Origin of the sequence: Providencia sp. Me31A (assembly GCF_050487165.1) — a bacterium.
In the GTDB taxonomy this organism is placed as follows: domain Bacteria; phylum Pseudomonadota; class Gammaproteobacteria; order Enterobacterales; family Enterobacteriaceae; genus Providencia.
This window is the reverse complement of record NZ_JBKQGZ010000009.1, coordinates 36,127-53,021: the sequence shown is the minus strand read 5'-3', so window position 1 is coordinate 53,021 and position 16,895 is coordinate 36,127. Positions and strand designations below refer to the sequence as shown.

Here is a 16,895-nt window from a genome sequence, read left to right as displayed (position 1 = left end):
ACAAGTAATTAGCCTTGAAATTTATATAAAATAAAATTAGCACTGGTTAATTATTATCATGAGTAATACCAAAACCAATAAGCCCAGCATCAATATAATGCTGAGCTTATTGGTTATCTAACTATCTTCGGTAAAAAACTCTAAATATTAAGCTCACAAATTGACCTTTCGATAAGATAATTCTATTCATTAGTAATATAAAATATATTATTATTAAAAAGAGTCTCTTACCAGTACTCTGCATCATTAGAACGAGAAGGTTACTCCTTATCTTATCTACCTTTACCTAAAAAAGTAGCAATATGGTACAACCCATATAGAATATTGCCGCTGTATTAACTCCAGCAAGGATTGATAAAATTATTAACGGCACATATTTCACAAGTAGACTGTTTTTTACCCCCGAGATTCGACACTTTTAGACTAGAGCTATCCTTGCTTGGAAATGCTGACATTTGGTTTCCAAGAGAATATAAATTCTGATCTAATGAGACATTAATTTCAGGTTTTAATGACTCGACTACATAATTTCCTTTAGTTTCAATAACAGATGCCCTCTGTAGGCTTCTCTTTGGTTCTAATTTTTCCAGTGCTTCTACTTTTAATGATTGAAGAGCATCTACTTTTAACTGAGTAACATGCATCTCTGCTTCATGCGATAATTTTAAAAATCTATTTATTGCATTTGTTAGGTTCTGATTATCACGATTATATTGTGCTATTGAGTTAAATATACGACCTCTTAACCCTTGAAAGTTTTCAAAGGCTATATTGTTAAATTCATATTTTTCTGCCGACACATTTTTTAAATTACTTTCTAATGGTGATTGTAAAAATTCTAATGATTGAAGTGATAAGCCTTCATAGTCCAGTTTGAACCTCACATCGCCTGCATTTTCTTTATTATAATCTAGCACTTTACCTAGTTTTTTTATTCTTTTCATTGATTTTGAAGATTCATGACTGATTGAGTCAAAAATCTTATCTAATTTTTTCTCCATAATATTTTTATATTTGTTATCCACCAGCCCAACACTTACCTCTTGAATTTTTTTTACCGCAGCCGCTTTGGAAACTTTGGTCTTTTCAAATAAAACTTTTATTTTTTCATATTCAGACTCCATTCCTTTGACGATTACATCTAATTTAGAATCACGAAGTTTCATATCCATATTAATACTATCCTTATTTTAATGGTCATGTTTGAAATCAGGATGAATATTATTACACAGAGACGAAGATGACTACTTTTTAATTTATATGGTAAAAGTAAAATAATTAAAACAATATATTATATATACTTATTAAATTATTAAATACAGATCAATTACCTTCCTGAAATATTAATAAATAGGAAGGTAATTAATAATTAAAAATCAAATTTACAACTATATATTTTCCAACTTCGCATAAGATGCTACCAGCCACTTAATTCCTTGACCTTGAAAAGCAATTTGCAAACGGCAGTGTTCACCACTTCCTTCCAAGTTAATAATGGTGCCTTCACCAAATTTAGGATGCATCACTCTTTGCCCTAATGCATAACCTGAATCATTTTGGCTAATTGGTGTTCCTAGGCGCTGATGACTAACTGGCCTCGAAACTTGTGCTCTCAAACGTACTTCCTCAACACATTCTACTGGCAGCTCACCAATGAAGCGCGATGGGCGATGATATACTTCTTTACCATACAATCGACGACTTTCTGCGTAAGTGATGGTCAGTTTTTCCATTGCACGCGTGATCCCGACATAAGCTAAGCGACGTTCTTCTTCGAGACGACCGCTTTCATCCATCGACATTTGACTTGGGAACATCCCTTCTTCCATTCCCACGATGAATACAACTGGGAATTCCAATCCTTTTGCTGAATGCAAAGTCATCAATTGCACGGCATCTTGGCTAACATCGGCTTGGCTTTCGCCTGATTCCAGCGCAGCGTGAGATAAAAAGGCCTGTAATGGCATTAAATCTTGGTCTTCATCTTGATAGCTAAAGTCGCGGGTCGCGTTGACTAACTCTTCCAAGTTTTCAATACGCGCTTGGGCTTTTTCACCTTTTTCTTGCTCATACATTGCACGCAAGCCCGAGTCATTAATCACTCTATCCGCTTGAACATGCAATGGCATCTCTTGGGTTTCTTTGGCTAATGCATCGATTAATTCTAAGAAACGTTCAATTGCGGCCGCAGCCCTTCCGCCCAATACTTGCTCGCGAAGTAAGTACTCACAACTTTCCCATAATGTCAGTTGCTGATCCCGCGCTGTTTGGCGAACCGTATCCAATGTTCGATCACCAATCCCACGGGTTGGTGTATTGACCACTCGTTCGAAAGAAGCATCGTCATTACGGTTTGCTATCAGCCTTAAATAAGAAAGCGCATCTTTAATCTCTTGGCGTTCAAAGAAACGTTGCCCACCATAGATACGATAAGGCATAGCCCCTTGAATAAGCGCCTCTTCCAATACACGAGACTGTGCGTTGCTACGGTACAACATGGCACAGTCTTGTAGAGCACCGCCATTTTCATGCCATTGTTTGATACGACCAACAACATAACGCGCTTCATCTAGCTCATTAAACGCACAGTAAAGGGAAATCGGCTCGCCATCGCCACCCTCCGTCCATAAATTTTTACCTAAACGATCGCTATTGTTGGCAATTAAGGCGTTTGCGGCTTTTAATATGTTGTTGGTTGAACGGTAGTTCTGTTCAAGACGGATCGTTTCTGCACCGGGAAAATCGTTGAGGAAACGTTGGATATTTTCCACCTGAGCGCCACGCCAGCCGTAGATTGATTGGTCGTCGTCTCCAACAATCATCACTTTCCCTGTTTCCCCTGCTAATACGCGGACCCATGCGTACTGAATGCTGTTTGTATCTTGAAATTCATCCACTAAAATATTGGTAAAACGCTCACGGTAATGCTGCAAGACATGGGGCTTATTCAGCCACAGTTCATGGGCGCGTAACAATAATTCAGCAAAATCGACTAAGCCTGCACGGTCACAAGCCTCTTGGTAGGCTTGGTACACTTTCAACCATGTGGCTTCCACTGGGTTGCCATAGCTTTCAATATGTTGAGGCCTTAAGCCCTCATCTTTTTTACCGTTGATGTACCACATACCTTGGCGTGGAGGCCATTGTTTTTCATCTAAATTCATTGCCTTAAGTAAACGACGAATCAGACGGTATTGGTCATCACTATCGAGAATTTGAAAATCTTGCGGTAGATTGGCATCCATATAGTGTTGGCGTAATAAACGATGTGCCAATCCATGGAATGTTCCAATCCACATTCCACCTTCACTAGAGCCAATCAATTGATTAATTCTATGGCGCATCTCCGCCGCCGCTTTGTTGGTAAATGTCACGGCCATAATAGAAAATGGGGATGCGTTTTCGACCGCCATCAACCATGCGATTCGATGCACCAGTACACGTGTTTTACCACTTCCTGCACCCGCAAGTACAAGTAAATTGGTACGCGGTGCGGCAACCGCTTCGCGCTGTTTGTCATTAAGACCTTCAAGCAGATAAGAGACGTCCATAGTTACCATCAAAGCAAAACAGTAGCGAAAACCACTGTGAGGTTGTTGACAAAGCGGGATAAAAGCGTGGTTTTCCCACTTTGTGTTATCAGATAAAAATCAATAAATTGATTTTTCTGGTTTATTTTCAAAACCAATTAGGCCTGCTGACAAACATAATATGCTTGTCAGCAGTCTGGCAGTGGCTAACACCACTGTGTTTTTATACAGAAAAATGATTATACCAATGATAAGAGAGAAGCCAACTGAGAAATTTCAACATGTGGCAATAAACGTACATCTTTCTCTTCCATCAGTGTTTTGTGCTCTGGATTGATCCAGCAGGCTTGCATACCGCTTTTGATTGCCCCCTCAACATCTGTTTGAAGGTTATCGCCGACATGTAAAATAAATTGAGGCTCAATGTTTAAACGCTGCGCTGCTAAGCGGTACATATCACAAAATGGTTTTGAACGCCCATCAGGGCCCGCTTTTAGGACAAACTGAAAATATTGCCCGAGTCCACATGCTTTCGGTTCAGCATTGCCATTTGTAATGGCAACTAGCGGTAATTTTTCAGCTAATTTAGCAAGCGTTTGGTGTGTCGATTCCGGTATATCTATTTTATTACGCCAATAAGTAAAGTGCGTCATAACATCATTTGCACCTTGCTCTGCTCTTTCTTTGGAATAACCATAATGGCAAAACATCATCTTAGACGAAAGCCAGCGCCAACGAGAGATATCATGGCAAATATCAGGCTCTTGCTCTTCAACTAATCGACGAAAAGTATAGAGGTCATCATTATCAAAGTGATTAAACTGTGGGTCATATTCACGTACGAAACGTAAAACTTCCTCTTCCGTTTTATCAATAACAGGATGATTGTCGTAAAGCGTATCATCCAAATCAAACGTAATCGCCATAACTGGTGATAGTGGACGGTAAAAATGCATTAGGGTTTCTCCCTCTTTGCTCTCGGATGAGCCACATCATAGACGTTTGCTAGGTGCTGAAAATCAAGGTGCGTGTAGATTTGTGTTGTTGATAAGTTCGCATGACCTAGAAGTTCTTGCACCCCACGTAAATTACCACTTGATTCAAGGATATGTGTCGCAAAAGAGTGGCGTAATTTATGAGGATTAATGTGGCTATTAACCCCTTGTTTAATCCCCCATTGTTCAAAACGTTTTTGCACATTTCGATTCGAAATTCGTTTACCACTTTGAGTTGAGATAAAAACAGCATCATCTTCCGGTTCGTATAGCTCACGCATCTCTAGCCAACGTTGTAGCCAACTTACTGCCGTTTTTCCCATTGGGATTTTACGTTCTTTACTGCCTTTTCCCATCACCCACACTTCACCTGTATTTAAATCTAGATGACGTACATCAAGCCCAACTAGTTCAGATAAACGCAACCCAGCACCATACATGACCTCTAACATGGTACGATCACGCACCACGAGCGGGTCACCGCTGTCCATATTTAATAATTGAGAGACTTCATCAACATCCATATTTTTGGGGAGGCGTTTTTTCGCTTTTGGCGCTTGAATAGCTTTAGCTGGGTTTGCAGGCAAGTTGCCTTGAAGTACCATCCAATCACAAAAACTTCTTAGTGATGACAATCGTAATGCCATACTTGCTGCTTGCAGCCCTGACTTCCGGCTCTTCGCTGCAATATTACGCACCATAGCCACATCAACCTTTTGCCACTCATGGATATGGAGAGAACTTAGCATCTCAACAATTACACTCAATTGATGGCGGTAATTAGCAATAGTCACAGGGCTTAGTCTGCGCTCGACGCGCAGATAACGAAGGAAAGCTTCAATGTGGGTCATCAGCCCTTCAGGCTGAGAAACTACAGGCGTTCTATCCATTGGCATAGTAACCTCGGTAAAATTTGAGCCACTTTTTCCAACATGACGGTTCCCATGCCATGTTGATAATGTTCACGATCTCGGCTAGTAAAAATCACCATCCCAGACTCTCCATGATGACCAAATAAGGAAATTGCCACGGACCCCACATTGAGTGATTCGGGTAACAGTAATTGGATCTCAGGACCATTTAAGCGCCCGAGGTAGTTACGCTTATCACCAAATTTCTGAATTCTTACAGACTCAAAAACACGACGTGAAATAACAAGCTGATGTGCATCTAAAGGCGCAGATAACCGCCAGCTGTCACTAAACAAACGTACAGAAGCGCCTGATAAACCAAGTTTTTTTGCCCAGCGGTTCAACGCTAACAACATGCCTTGTAAGCTTTTTGCTGATGACATATCAATAACAAGCAACAACAACTCATCAAAAAGAACAACATTTTCATGAGCTTGTTCTACCATGAATCGAATATCTTGCTCTAATTCTTTGATTTTTAATCGTTGTCGGTTCATCACAACTTCAGGCAATGAAATGGCTTCCTGCACAGCATGGGGAATTTTTAGTTGCTCAACTAATAGCGGATTGCGAAGAAAAAAGTAAGGATTTTCCTGTAAGTATTGCACCACATCGCGCTCATCAATGGGATTAGCGTGTTCGGTTGCTCTCTCGGTTTTATCCATATATCCCTCTTCGAACATTCAAGACTAAAGTTGGATGACTCCGTCGTAAACATGAGTTGCAGGGCCCGTCATATACAACGGTGAACCAGGCCCCTCCCAAGAAATCTCTAATGATCCCCCCGGTAAATCCACACGTACGCGTTTTGCCAGTAACCCTTGAGTGATGCCAATAGCGACGGCAGCACATGCCCCACTACCACAAGCTTGAGTTTCTCCTGCGCCTCGCTCGTAGACACGCAGACGGATATGATCTGCCCCCACGATTTCCATAAAACCGATATTAGCCCGCTCAGGAAATCGCTCATGACTTTCTAAGGCAGGTCCTAAAACTTCAACCTCTGCGGTGTGAATGCTTTCGACTTGGATGACACAATGTGGATTACCCATTGAAACCACACCACATAACACTGTACGTTCTTGGGCTCGAATTATATACGTTTTTTCTTCTTTAATAGCGCGAAATGGGATTCTCTGTGGCTCAAAATGCGGTTCTCCCATATTAACGCAAACATCATCATTTTCGTTTATGGTTAAAGTCATGCGCCCCGATTGCGTACTCACTTTAATTTTTTGCTTATTCGTTAGCCCTTTAAGTTTTACGAAACGCGCAAAACAACGTGCGCCATTGCCACACTGTGACACTTCGCTGCCATCTGCATTAAAAATGCGGTAGTGAAAATCAAGGTCAGGATCGTAAGGGGCTTCAACTAATAATAATTGATCAAAACCAACCCCTGTATGCCTATCTGCTAGACGGCAAATCATTTCAGGAGAAAAGTAGACATTCTGAGTTACGCCATCGACAACCATGAAATCATTGCCTAAGCCATGCATTTTAGAGAATTGCATTTCACGCTCCATAGCGGCAACTGACTAATTATTGGTTGTCTGTGCAGACTCTTGCTCAGAGTTGCTTTGAGATTCTGTTTGCACATCAGATGCCTGAGTAGGTGCAGCTTTATCTTCTGGTGGAAAATAAAGGGGGCCTTTTAACCCACAGCCGGAAAGGGTAAATAACATAATAAGTGCGCTTAGCCCAACTAAACTTTTTTTCATTCTTTTTCGCCTGTAATACTAACTTTTGACATCTGATATTTTACACAATAACAGGAGTGACTTAGCAAATCACGTCTGTTTATCAAGCATGTTCATATTATATACTCTAGGCTAAATTTAATCTGAAAATTTTGGAATTTTCCTCGTGGATTGCCCTAATCTGCTTTCCCCCCTATAATTTCAAGTAATCATAATTTTAATTAACTTATCGTGAGCAAACAGGAAGTTAACCGTGAATGACAGCGAATTTCACCAGTTAGCAGAAACGCTACTGGGCTCGATTGAAGAGCATTTAGATAATTATGACGGTGACGCAGATATTGATTGTGAAATCAATGGTGGCGTAATGACACTGAGCTTTGAAGATGGCAGCAAAATCATCATTAATAAACAAGAGGCCTTTCACCAAATTTGGCTAGCAACCAAACAAGGTGGATATCATTATGATTATAAACAAGGAAATTGGATTTGTGACCGTTCAGGTCATGAATTTAAACACCAACTAGCACAAGCTATTTCTTTCCAAAGCCAAGAGCCGTTTTCGTTCTAAGCTAATGATAGTTGGTAGCCAAAAACTGCCAGCTATCAGTAATAATGCGCTTGGTGACGCCCTGATTGGCTTAAAGACATATCATGGTCTCCCTCACCATCATCTTCAGCCGTAAATGGCCATGTCGCACCAGAAAATGCAACAACTTGGTTTTTACCATTATGATTAATGATTTGATAAAACTGAGGCAAATTAAAATTGATAAAATTCGCACCGTAAGTAAAACGGTCGTGAGAAGATGAATAGAACTTACTAACATCCCGTACCAAATCTTCTTTCGAGCCTTCACAATCAGAGTAAATTTCTACTCGATTAGCCTCGTCTAATACATAGATATTAAAACCAGTATTGTCGGGTGTATTTTCAAAGAAAAACTGCACAATGCCTTCGCTCGCATATCCGTCAACAACCGCAGGTAAATGCTTCTCACTTTTTGCTTGCAGTTTTACCGGCCAACCATGCAGCTTGTTATGGGAAATTGCACCATAGAACTCAACCGCATTTTCCAACTTTTGCACGGATACGTTTAAGCGTTCAAAGAACAATCCCCATGTTTGTCCTGCGATACGTAATGCTTTAAATCGACCTGGATCATGGCGGTTGCTTGATAGGCGTAATTCAACACATTCAGACACTAATTGCTGCACACGAGTCCGTATAAGCCCTCGTAGGTGCTCACTATAGCAAAAGACTTCTACGGCCTCTGGAGGTGCTGCATCTTGATGCATCTTACCTAAAATCGTTTTTAGCGCTTCTAACATGCACTGCTCGCCACTGAAATGTAAGGTTCTTACTTCATTCCATGAGTTACGATACAGTAAATCAATACTACCGATAAGACATTGTTGCGATTCGCCAAAACTGAAAATATCCAATTTTCTAAAATCCACATGAACCACTTGCTCAGAATAAACCTGTGTTGGGTCTTTTTCTAAGTTGACTATAATTGCAAGGTGACGGATTTCACAAGGGCTATACAATGCTTTTGGTGTTGGAGCCGGTAACCTGATGGGGAAATGGCTAGAGACATCATGCATCAGTTCTAATAATTTTCTTTCATCGCACTGTGACTGGCCATTATGCATATAAACTTGGGTCGTTTCTGTCAGTAACCCATTAAAATATGCCCACGCCACTAATTTGTTTAAATAGCGATTATACTCAAGAGGTTGATGACCAATAATCGCATCAATATTAGGTGCTTGGTTATATAAATACCAACCACTGCGATTAGCCCGCCCTGCAGGCACATAGATAAAGGTTAAGTGTGATTCACTTAGGTCAGGTGAAATCTGTGGGTTGACCAATGTCACTTTACCCGGTAGCGCCTCAAAAGCTGCGTATAATTTACGGGTTAATACCCCAATATCTTGTGGGCTTGCACTAACACTTAAATTATTCCGACGCGCAAAACGAATTAAGTTACGATAACTTTGCATCATCGTATCAAGGAGCTCATTGTGCGCTTCACGTACACGCTCAATTTTCCACTGATTACGCGTGTCTAGCAGAGCTAAACGTTCTCCACCCCAACCCCAAGACTCTACGAGTTGAGCCAATACATCACGACGCCAACCTGAGCAGTTATTACCATCTGCTTCAGAAAGTTTTTCACACACTTTAAGGTAAAAACAACGACGAATAAGGTCAAGGCGAGTTAGATCATTGATCTCAGTAAGATAACGCGTAACACGCTCTAACATTAAACAGTAGGAATCTAGCCCGTAACAAACAATTTCACCTGCGTGTAAATGGCGTTTAAACTCCATTGCCAGCAGCTTACCATGGGGATAATCCCACGAATATGATTCGAGTAAAATACTCTTTAATACGGCTTTATAAGGAGAGTCAACGCTTTTATACAGTTGCCATAAACTGGCACCAAAGTATTCTGCCGCTGAAAGCTCACTTAACCCACCTAAATCAAGCCACTCATTAGGCGTTAATACACCTTGTGCATATAACCCCATTACATATTCATCGTAATGTTGTTCTTCTTCAACAGGCACCATAGTCCATAGCATACGTTTGCCTGCCATACGTACTGCTGTACGATAAAACTCATCAAGTAGTAAAATATGCTGTGTTGAACCACAGTTTTCCCCGCCAAGATGACCACTTGCATGATGACGAAAACGGTTTTCGTCGATTAAAAAAACGGTAACATCAATGCCTAAAGAAGCCGCCCACTGTTCAATCAGTGTGCATTTCTTTTGCAAGAATCGTTTTTCTTCGTGATCCAACCAAGAAGGGTGACAAACCCATACATCAATATCTGAGCATTGGCTTTGCCCAACAGAAGACGTACTCCCCATCGAATAAATACCTGTAATAGGTAACTCACCATTCGCGGTAGTTTCAATAGGCAAAAAACGTTCAAATTGTTCCAACCACTTCATTTGTTCTGCATCAGGTGAGAAAAAACAAACACCATGAGGTACGTTACCTTCAATAAAACCAGGCATCATAGGGTGATGATAATGAAACAAGACAGGCAGCAAACTATAAACCTTAGAAAAGGTTTCACTCATAGAAGCTGTTGCGCGCTCTAACCGTAACTGGTTTATCGCATCAAGTCTTTGCTTTAAGGTTTCAATATAGAGATACAAGGTTGTGCCCTGACTGAATTTAATACAAATCTGGAAATATCCCAGCACCCAACAGATAGAGATGGATTTTAAATAATATTCAAATGGATTGTCGGAAACGTGATCAATTTAACACCTTGCAACAAAAGGGTAAAGTAGATCACATAATTTTACGCGCTTGTTTTTGATACAAAATGCTTTTCAACGTATTGTATAAAAAGACTTTTTATTTTTTAATACAGGAGAATATCCCTTGTTTTTCAATGGAATAATCCTTTTTAGATAAATTGGTTACTCAGCCCACAATTCAAAATAACACTAAATACAATCCCCACCGCATCTATGCTTGCACGCTTCAACACCAATTTATGAAAATGCGAACAGTTTCATGTTATAAACAGCACGATAAGCTAAAAAACTTACCTAATTACTATTTTAGGTCATCTTATTTTGCACCACTTTCTTGCATCATTAACCTAAATATAAACCTGTTACAAATAATCCAAATGGTGATTTTGTGGCCAACTGGAAAAAATATCCTTAACATGTTAAAACTAAGGCCAATTGTATGGTTAATCTGCGGCAATTTTCGCCAGAGAAAATAGTAAAATGATAACAACAAATATCGTGCGTATTGCAACGCGTAAAAGCCCCCTCGCCTTATGGCAGGCACATTTTGTCAAAGGCAAATTAGAGCAGCTACATCCAGACCTACAAGTTGAACTGGTTCCAATGGTCACCAAGGGCGATGTTATCCTTGATACGCCTCTGGCAAAAGTCGGTGGTAAAGGCTTATTTGTTAAAGAACTTGAACTGGCTTTATTAGAAGGACGTGCAGACATCGCAGTTCATTCCATGAAAGATGTCCCTGTCGAGTTTCCTGAAGGTCTTGGGCTCGTCACCATATGTGAACGTGAAGACCCACGAGATGCTTTTGTTTCAAACCACTATGAAAGTCTTGATGCATTACCACAAGGCAGTATCGTTGGGACATCCAGCTTACGTCGTCAATGCCAATTAAGAGAGCTTCGCCCTGACTTAGTCATTCGCGATCTACGCGGTAATGTGGGAACACGGTTATCGAAACTCGATAATGGTGAATATGACGCCATTATCTTAGCCGTGGCAGGATTAAAGCGTTTAGGTTTAGAAGATCGTATACGTACCGCCCTTGCGCCTGAGCAATGTCTCCCTGCTGTTGGTCAAGGTGCTGTAGGCATCGAATGTCGTTTGAATGACAGTAAAACTCGCGAGCTACTTGCTAAATTGAATAATGACCTAACATCTATTTGCGTGCTTGCTGAACGTGCAATGAACATGCGTTTAGAAGGTGGATGCCAAGTTCCAATCGGTAGCTATGCGATTTGGCAAAACGATAAAATATGGCTACGAGCACTCGTTGGCGCACCAGATGGTAGCATTATTATTCGAGGTGAGCGGCTTGTATCGCCTAGTGAAGCAAGTCAAGCGGGTGTATCACTCGCAGAAGAGTTACTTAAGAACGGCGCTAGAGAAATTTTAGCGGAAGTCTATAAAGGAAATCCGCCTGCATGAGAGTTCTTGTCACACGCCCTGAGCCTGCGGGTTCAGAGCTGGTAACAGCCATCATTGCTAAGGGAGAAAATGCTTTTTCTTCCCCTTTAATTCGTATTGAGCCAGGCTCACAGTTAAACACCCTTATTTCTCAAATTAATAGTCTCAATGCAAACGATTTAGTATTTCTTTTGTCTAAAAATGCGGTCGAATATGCAAATTTAACGCTTGAACAAACGGGACGTAGCTGGTCAGATAAGCTATCTTACTTTGGTATTGGTCGTTCCACGGGGCAGTTTTTTCAGGAGACCACCGGAAAATCGATACGTTGGTCTGAGCAAGGAGAAACCAGTGAAGTGTTACTGACACATCCTGACCTCCAATTTCTTGAAGGAAAACAGGCACTACTATTACGGGGAAATGGAGGTAGAGAACTTCTTGCCTCGACACTAAGAGCAAGAGGTGCCAAAGTTAACTATTGTGAATGCTATGCAAGGCATCCTATTCAATATGATAAAGCCCTGTTCAATCATCAATGGTTCCAAGCAGCAATTACGGACATTGTGATCACCAGTGGTCAAATGTTAGCCTTACTAGAAGAATTAATCACTGAAGAGTATCAAACTTGGTGGTTTTCCCGCCGCCTGCTCGTTGTCAGTGAACGGATTGCAGATCACGCCCGCAAAAGCGGATGGCAGAAGATCTGTGTAGCTAATAGCGCAGATAATAATGCTTTATTGGAAGCATTAATTTCAACCGATATGGGATGCTAATTTATGACGGAACACGATAAAACAACCGAGACGGTTACCCCTGAAACAGGCGCGTCACAACAGCGTTCATCGACCAAACCTTCTTCGGAACAAAAACGTTCTGGTCTGGTAGGCGGAGTAATTGCTATCGCTATTATCATCGCCATTGGCGGTGGGCTTTATTATTTCACTCAGCAAAGTAATGCTAAATTAGTCAATGAGAACAATGAACTAAAACAGCAATTGAGCGATTTAATCGAACAACAAAATTCAGACCGACAACGTTTGGATGCTTTAATTGCGGCCAATGCAGACATCAAAAATCACGCGAGTGAGTATGAAGATAGACTTAACCGTCGCATGCAAGAGCTACAAGCTCATGTAACGGCCATGTCTAGCACAGATGTGAAGAGCTGGTTAATCGCCCAAGCTGACTTTATGGTGAAAATGGCAGGAAGAAAATTATGGAATGACCATGATCCCGTCACCGCAGCCGTCTTATTGAAAAGTGCGGACTCAAGCCTAGCCGAAATGAACGACCCAAGTTTGCACGATATTCGCAAATCAATTAATAATGACATGGCTAAACTCGCTGCAATCAACCAAATCGACTATGACGGTATCATTTTACGCCTAAATCAGTTGAGCAATGAGGTGGACAATTTACGTCTAGCTGATTTAAACAGTGGCGATGCTAAGAATGAAGATGACAGCAATGTCAGCGACGATATTTCTGATTGGAAACAGAATCTTGCTCGTAGTTGGAAACGCTTTGCAAATGACTTTGTGACGGTGCGAGCTCGCGATGGCTCAGAAGCACCGCTACTTGCCCCAAATCAAGATATCTACCTACGTGAAAACATTCGCTCACAATTACTTATCGCAGCACAAGCCGTTCCTCGTTATCAAGAAGAGACATATAAACAATCACTTGAACAGGCTTCCACTTGGGTAAGAGCATACTTTGATACAAATGCTCCAGAAACTAAAGCATTCTTGTCAACCATTGATGAACTCATTAATCAACCGATTAATGTTGAAATGCCTGATGCTTTAGAAAGCCAAGAAAAACTCGAAAAAATGATGCAAACACGTGTTCGTAGCTTACTTTCCCAATCATCGGATAATACAAAAGATGGTGCAGTGAATGCCGCGGCAGAAGCAAAAAAACCAGCGGATGGTGCAGAACCTGTAGCGGATGCTCAAACAGAACAGCCTCAAGCCGCGCAACCTACAGGCGAGACCCCCCCTGTTGAATCAGCTAAGCCTGCAGGAAATAGGGGGTAATTATGATTAAGGTACTCATACTCTTTATTGTCCTTATTGTAGGCATTATCTTAGGTCCATTACTTGCAGGTCATCAAGGCTACGTTTTCATCCGTACTGATAACTACGATATTACAACCAGTGTCACTAGCTTAGTTCTAGCTTTTATTTTACTGCAATTTATCTTGTTATTTCTTGGCTGGTGTTACCGCCGTTTTGTTAGCACCACATCACGCACAAAAGGCTGGATAAGTGGTCGTAAATATCATAAAGCGCATACGCAAACACAAAAAGCACTACTGAAATTAGCTGAAGGTGATTTTGAACAGGTCGAAAAACTGATGAGCAAACATGCAGATTTTTCTCAGCAACCTGTAGTCAACTACCTAATGGCAGCAGAAGCAGCCCAACAGCGCGGTGATGAATATAGCACTCATCAGTATTTAGATAGAGCAGCTGAGGCAGCCGGCAGTGATCAGCTCCCTGTCGATATTAGCCGTGTCCGTATCCAACTCGCAGAAGGTGAAGTACACGCTGCGCGTAATGGTATTGATAAACTTCTAGATAAAGCGCCAAGACACCCTGAAGTTTTACGTTTAGCGGAACAAGCTTATTTACGCTCCGGTGCTTACCAAGCACTAATTGAACTCCTGCCTGTAATGGCAAAAGTCCAGCTTCACAGTGAAGATGAACTTGATGCTCTAAAATTAAAGGCTTACAAAGGGTTAATGAACCAATGTATGGCTGAAGGTGGAAGCGATGGTCTGAAAGCATGGTGGAAAGCACAACCTCGCCGTGTTCGCCATGAAACAGCGCTTCAAGTATTCCTAGCAGAGCATTTAATTGAATGTGGCGACACGACAAGCGCAGAAAAAATGATCATCGATGGATTAAAGCAGCAATACGATGAACGTTTATTACTCTTAGTACCTAAGCTTAATAGCGAACACCCTGAAGTCATTGAAAAAACACTTGTACATTTACAGAAACAAAACGGTGCAACACCATTACTTAACAGTACGTTAGGGGTTTTATCTTTACAACATGCTCAATGGGACAAAGCTGAGGCTTATTTTAAAGCCGCTTTAGCTCAACGTTTTGATGTGCAAGACGCCTCATGGCTAGCAGATGCGTTTGATAGATTACATAAACCGAATGAGGCAGCAAAAGTTCGCCAAGAAGCACTTTCTCATTCATTGAAGCAAGAACGAAGCTAATCTCTTATTCACGTCTAAAAAACTCTGCCAATTTGGTGGAGTTTTTTTTATCTATTCTTTAATTCGCATAGACTATAAATACGCAGTAAATACTTTAGAACATTTATTTTAAATACAAAAAAACATCATAAAAAGATAATGTTAAGCTGATTATAACAAATAACACTAATCACTGATTCAACTTTTCATCAATCACCATTGCTTAAGAATAAGTAAAATAATCTTTGCTATGTTATAAATTAAACACATAGTGTATAAAGCTAGTTATACATCTTTGGTTTGAATGAATTTGGGATACCTATATGAATGTAATTAAAGTTATTTGGCGCTGGATTATTGCAACCCCAAACCGTTTACAAATATTTTTTGACCTTCTCCTGTTGGTTTTATCACCTTTCGTTTTCGTTATGCTGATAGGCTTTAACACCGAAGATCTCAGTAAAGACATTTTCATCATTACATTAGTTATTCTCTGCTACACCTACATCACTCGCTGGTTTAGTAAGTGGTTTAGCACAAGAAAAAAATGATATGCTTTATGGCCTCCTACATGATTTTAATCTGAGGCCAAATCATTTAAAGGACATAAAAAAACACCTGCACTTGGCAGGTGTAAAATACAATCAGGTCTACAGACGGATGGTGCCTCACTCAACGTTTCGCCCATTCGTTGATGGTAAGAGGATAATCTCTTGATCATCTATATTGGACAATAGGCACCGGTAATCGGCTTTGCGTCATCTCTGGGTTTATGAAGCATTGCTGTCATAAGAAGTGAGATGAGCATCTACATATATAATAATGCACAATGCGTGCCAACTTTTCTAAAAATCGATCCTGTCTGCCTTTATTTCAAAGAGCCTTGTATTCTCTCGGTTTTACATATTATTTTGAACACCTCAAATTTGTATCTAAATCCCCTTTATTCTTTTACCGCTAATGGTTTATTTTCGCCCCTAAAATTTGTCGCAATTTAGAGACACCATCTATTTGTTATTATTTTTTCATTATAAATCAATAAATAAAATGTCGCCTTTTGGAGACATCAAAATAGTAATTTGTATAAAAATCACGACACATTTTATTTTCAATAAAAAACAACATGTTAACAGCGACTAAGCAGGGAAGTCAGAGAAGTCAGAGAAGTCAGAGAAGTCAGAGAAGTCAGAGAAGTCAGAGAAGTCAGAGAAGTCAGAGAAGTCAGAGAAGTCAATCAGGATAATAATACAAGGTAGGGGTAGTAAAAGTGAATATGTTTAAAAAGCAAAAACCCCGCTAACAAGTGGGGTTCTTTAAATTGGTCGGCGAGAGAGGATTCGAACCTCCGACCCACTGGTCCCAAACCAGTTGCGCTACCAAGCTGCGCTACTCGCCGAAATTTTTGTAGTCTTGACTATATTTTTTCGTGGTGCGAAAGGGGGGACTTGAACCCCCACGTCCATAGGACACTAACACCTGAAGCTAGCGCGTCTACCAATTCCGCCACCCTCGCAATGTCACAAAAAAATGGGGTGGCTAATGGGACTCGAACCCACGACAACTGGAATCACAATCCAGGGCTCTACCAACTGAGCTATAGCCACCATAACTTCACTTTTATCAAAGTGTTGCTATCTTACTACATACAACGTCATTTTGCCAACCGTAGCGACGTGCTAAAACTGGTGCGCCCGACAGGATTCGAACCTGAGACCTCTGCCTCCGGAGGGCAGCGCTCTATCCAGCTGAGCTACGGGCGCTTAACGCCGTTGCGGGAGAGGATAGTACGGATTTATCTACCCGCTGTCTAGTCCTTTTTGAAATAAAAATATCGATTGCTTGCCTTTTATCCA

General features: G+C 40.8%; 14 protein-coding genes and 4 tRNA genes. 6 read left to right on the top strand and 12 right to left on the bottom strand.

Features of this window, described 5'->3' with window-relative positions:
• Positions 1–335 precede the first annotated feature (335 nt).
• The 7 genes from ACLPIE_RS08870 to lptM form a co-directional block, all read right to left on the bottom strand.
• Complete coding sequence (locus ACLPIE_RS08870; RefSeq protein WP_430261223.1) at positions 336–1,172, bottom strand: hypothetical protein; 837 nt, start codon at positions 1,170–1,172, stop codon at positions 336–338.
• A 216-nt stretch (positions 1,173–1,388) separates the two neighbouring features.
• On the bottom strand, positions 1,389–3,551 hold the full coding sequence (uvrD, locus tag ACLPIE_RS08865; RefSeq protein ID WP_430261221.1) for a DNA helicase II: 2,163 nt from the start codon (positions 3,549–3,551) through the stop codon (positions 1,389–1,391).
• A 218-nt stretch (positions 3,552–3,769) separates the two neighbouring features.
• Positions 3,770–4,486 (bottom strand): 5-amino-6-(5-phospho-D-ribitylamino)uracil phosphatase YigB, encoded by a 717-nt coding sequence (gene yigB / locus ACLPIE_RS08860; protein WP_430261219.1) that lies wholly within the window; start codon positions 4,484–4,486, stop codon positions 3,770–3,772.
• A complete protein-coding gene (gene xerC, locus ACLPIE_RS08855; RefSeq protein WP_430261218.1) occupies positions 4,486–5,415 on the bottom strand; it encodes a tyrosine recombinase XerC in 930 nt (309 codons plus the stop codon). Before xerC ends, yigB begins: the two co-directional genes overlap by 1 nt.
• Positions 5,397–6,101 carry a DUF484 family protein gene (locus ACLPIE_RS08850; RefSeq protein ID WP_430261216.1) on the bottom strand — a complete coding sequence of 235 codons (705 nt, stop codon included), beginning with the start codon at positions 6,099–6,101 and terminating at the stop codon, positions 5,397–5,399. Before ACLPIE_RS08850 ends, xerC begins: the two co-directional genes overlap by 19 nt.
• Before the next feature lie 24 nt (positions 6,102–6,125).
• The gene (dapF, locus tag ACLPIE_RS08845; protein WP_430261215.1) at positions 6,126–6,950 is read right to left on the bottom strand and encodes a diaminopimelate epimerase; all 825 of its coding nucleotides are present in this window, start codon (positions 6,948–6,950) and stop codon (positions 6,126–6,128) included.
• A 24-nt stretch (positions 6,951–6,974) separates the two neighbouring features.
• The gene (gene lptM, locus ACLPIE_RS08840; RefSeq protein WP_430261213.1) at positions 6,975–7,157 is read right to left on the bottom strand and encodes an LPS translocon maturation chaperone LptM; all 183 of its coding nucleotides are present in this window, start codon (positions 7,155–7,157) and stop codon (positions 6,975–6,977) included.
• Positions 7,158–7,389: 232 nt separating this feature from the next.
• On the opposite strand from lptM, the gene cyaY reads away from it, so the two are divergent.
• The gene (cyaY, locus tag ACLPIE_RS08835; RefSeq protein WP_430261211.1) at positions 7,390–7,707 is read left to right on the top strand and encodes an iron donor protein CyaY; all 318 of its coding nucleotides are present in this window, start codon (positions 7,390–7,392) and stop codon (positions 7,705–7,707) included.
• A 35-nt stretch (positions 7,708–7,742) separates the two neighbouring features.
• Here cyaY and ACLPIE_RS08830 read toward each other — a convergent pair whose 3' ends face one another.
• On the bottom strand, positions 7,743–10,316 hold the full coding sequence (locus ACLPIE_RS08830) for a class I adenylate cyclase (protein WP_430261209.1): 2,574 nt from the start codon (positions 10,314–10,316) through the stop codon (positions 7,743–7,745).
• A 588-nt stretch (positions 10,317–10,904) separates the two neighbouring features.
• Between ACLPIE_RS08830 and hemC the strand changes: the two genes are divergently transcribed.
• From hemC to ACLPIE_RS08805, 5 genes are all read left to right on the top strand, one after another.
• Positions 10,905–11,849, top strand: coding sequence for a hydroxymethylbilane synthase (gene hemC, locus ACLPIE_RS08825; protein WP_430261208.1), 945 nt, complete (start codon positions 10,905–10,907; stop codon positions 11,847–11,849).
• Positions 11,846–12,601: a uroporphyrinogen-III synthase gene (locus tag ACLPIE_RS08820; protein WP_430261206.1), complete on the top strand. Its 756-nt coding sequence runs from the start codon at positions 11,846–11,848 to the stop codon at positions 12,599–12,601. The genes hemC and ACLPIE_RS08820 overlap by 4 nt, the downstream gene beginning before the upstream one ends.
• Positions 12,602–12,604: 3 nt before the next feature.
• Positions 12,605–13,867 carry a uroporphyrinogen-III C-methyltransferase gene (gene hemX / locus ACLPIE_RS08815; RefSeq protein ID WP_430261204.1) on the top strand — a complete coding sequence of 421 codons (1,263 nt, stop codon included), beginning with the start codon at positions 12,605–12,607 and terminating at the stop codon, positions 13,865–13,867.
• Positions 13,868–13,869: 2 nt separating this feature from the next.
• On the top strand, positions 13,870–15,063 hold the full coding sequence (gene hemY, locus ACLPIE_RS08810; RefSeq protein ID WP_430261203.1) for a protoheme IX biogenesis protein HemY: 1,194 nt from the start codon (positions 13,870–13,872) through the stop codon (positions 15,061–15,063).
• Between the two features lie 302 nt (positions 15,064–15,365).
• On the top strand, positions 15,366–15,593 hold the full coding sequence (locus ACLPIE_RS08805; RefSeq protein ID WP_430261201.1) for a hypothetical protein: 228 nt from the start codon (positions 15,366–15,368) through the stop codon (positions 15,591–15,593).
• A 768-nt stretch (positions 15,594–16,361) separates the two neighbouring features.
• Here ACLPIE_RS08805 and ACLPIE_RS08800 read toward each other — a convergent pair.
• The 4 genes from ACLPIE_RS08800 to ACLPIE_RS08785 all read right to left on the bottom strand — a co-directional run bounded on the left by ACLPIE_RS08800 (position 16,362) and on the right by ACLPIE_RS08785 (position 16,802).
• Positions 16,362–16,438: transfer RNA gene (locus ACLPIE_RS08800), tRNA-Pro, on the bottom strand.
• Between the two features lie 31 nt (positions 16,439–16,469).
• Positions 16,470–16,555 (bottom strand) — tRNA-Leu (locus ACLPIE_RS08795).
• Positions 16,556–16,570: 15 nt separating this feature from the next.
• A tRNA-His gene (locus ACLPIE_RS08790) sits at positions 16,571–16,646 on the bottom strand.
• A gap of 79 nt (positions 16,647–16,725) precedes the next feature.
• A tRNA-Arg gene (locus ACLPIE_RS08785) sits at positions 16,726–16,802 on the bottom strand.
• Positions 16,803–16,895: the final 93 nt, after the last annotated feature.

Coding starts and splice junctions, on each gene's coding strand:
- ACLPIE_RS08870 (WP_430261223.1), bottom strand. CDS start 1,172: ATGGATATGAAACTTCGTGATTCTAAATTAGATGTAATCGTCAAAGGA.
- hemX (WP_430261204.1), top strand. CDS start 12,605: ATGACGGAACACGATAAAACAACCGAGACGGTTACCCCTGAAACAGGC.
- ACLPIE_RS08820 (WP_430261206.1), top strand. CDS start 11,846: ATGAGAGTTCTTGTCACACGCCCTGAGCCTGCGGGTTCAGAGCTGGTA.
- ACLPIE_RS08805 (WP_430261201.1), top strand. CDS start 15,366: ATGAATGTAATTAAAGTTATTTGGCGCTGGATTATTGCAACCCCAAAC.
- dapF (WP_430261215.1), bottom strand. CDS start 6,950: ATGCAATTCTCTAAAATGCATGGCTTAGGCAATGATTTCATGGTTGTC.
- uvrD (WP_430261221.1), bottom strand. CDS start 3,551: ATGGACGTCTCTTATCTGCTTGAAGGTCTTAATGACAAACAGCGCGAA.
- yigB (WP_430261219.1), bottom strand. CDS start 4,486: ATGCATTTTTACCGTCCACTATCACCAGTTATGGCGATTACGTTTGAT.
- hemY (WP_430261203.1), top strand. CDS start 13,870: ATGATTAAGGTACTCATACTCTTTATTGTCCTTATTGTAGGCATTATC.
- xerC (WP_430261218.1), bottom strand. CDS start 5,415: ATGGATAGAACGCCTGTAGTTTCTCAGCCTGAAGGGCTGATGACCCAC.
- lptM (WP_430261213.1), bottom strand. CDS start 7,157: ATGAAAAAAAGTTTAGTTGGGCTAAGCGCACTTATTATGTTATTTACC.
- hemC (WP_430261208.1), top strand. CDS start 10,905: ATGATAACAACAAATATCGTGCGTATTGCAACGCGTAAAAGCCCCCTC.
- ACLPIE_RS08850 (WP_430261216.1), bottom strand. CDS start 6,101: ATGGATAAAACCGAGAGAGCAACCGAACACGCTAATCCCATTGATGAG.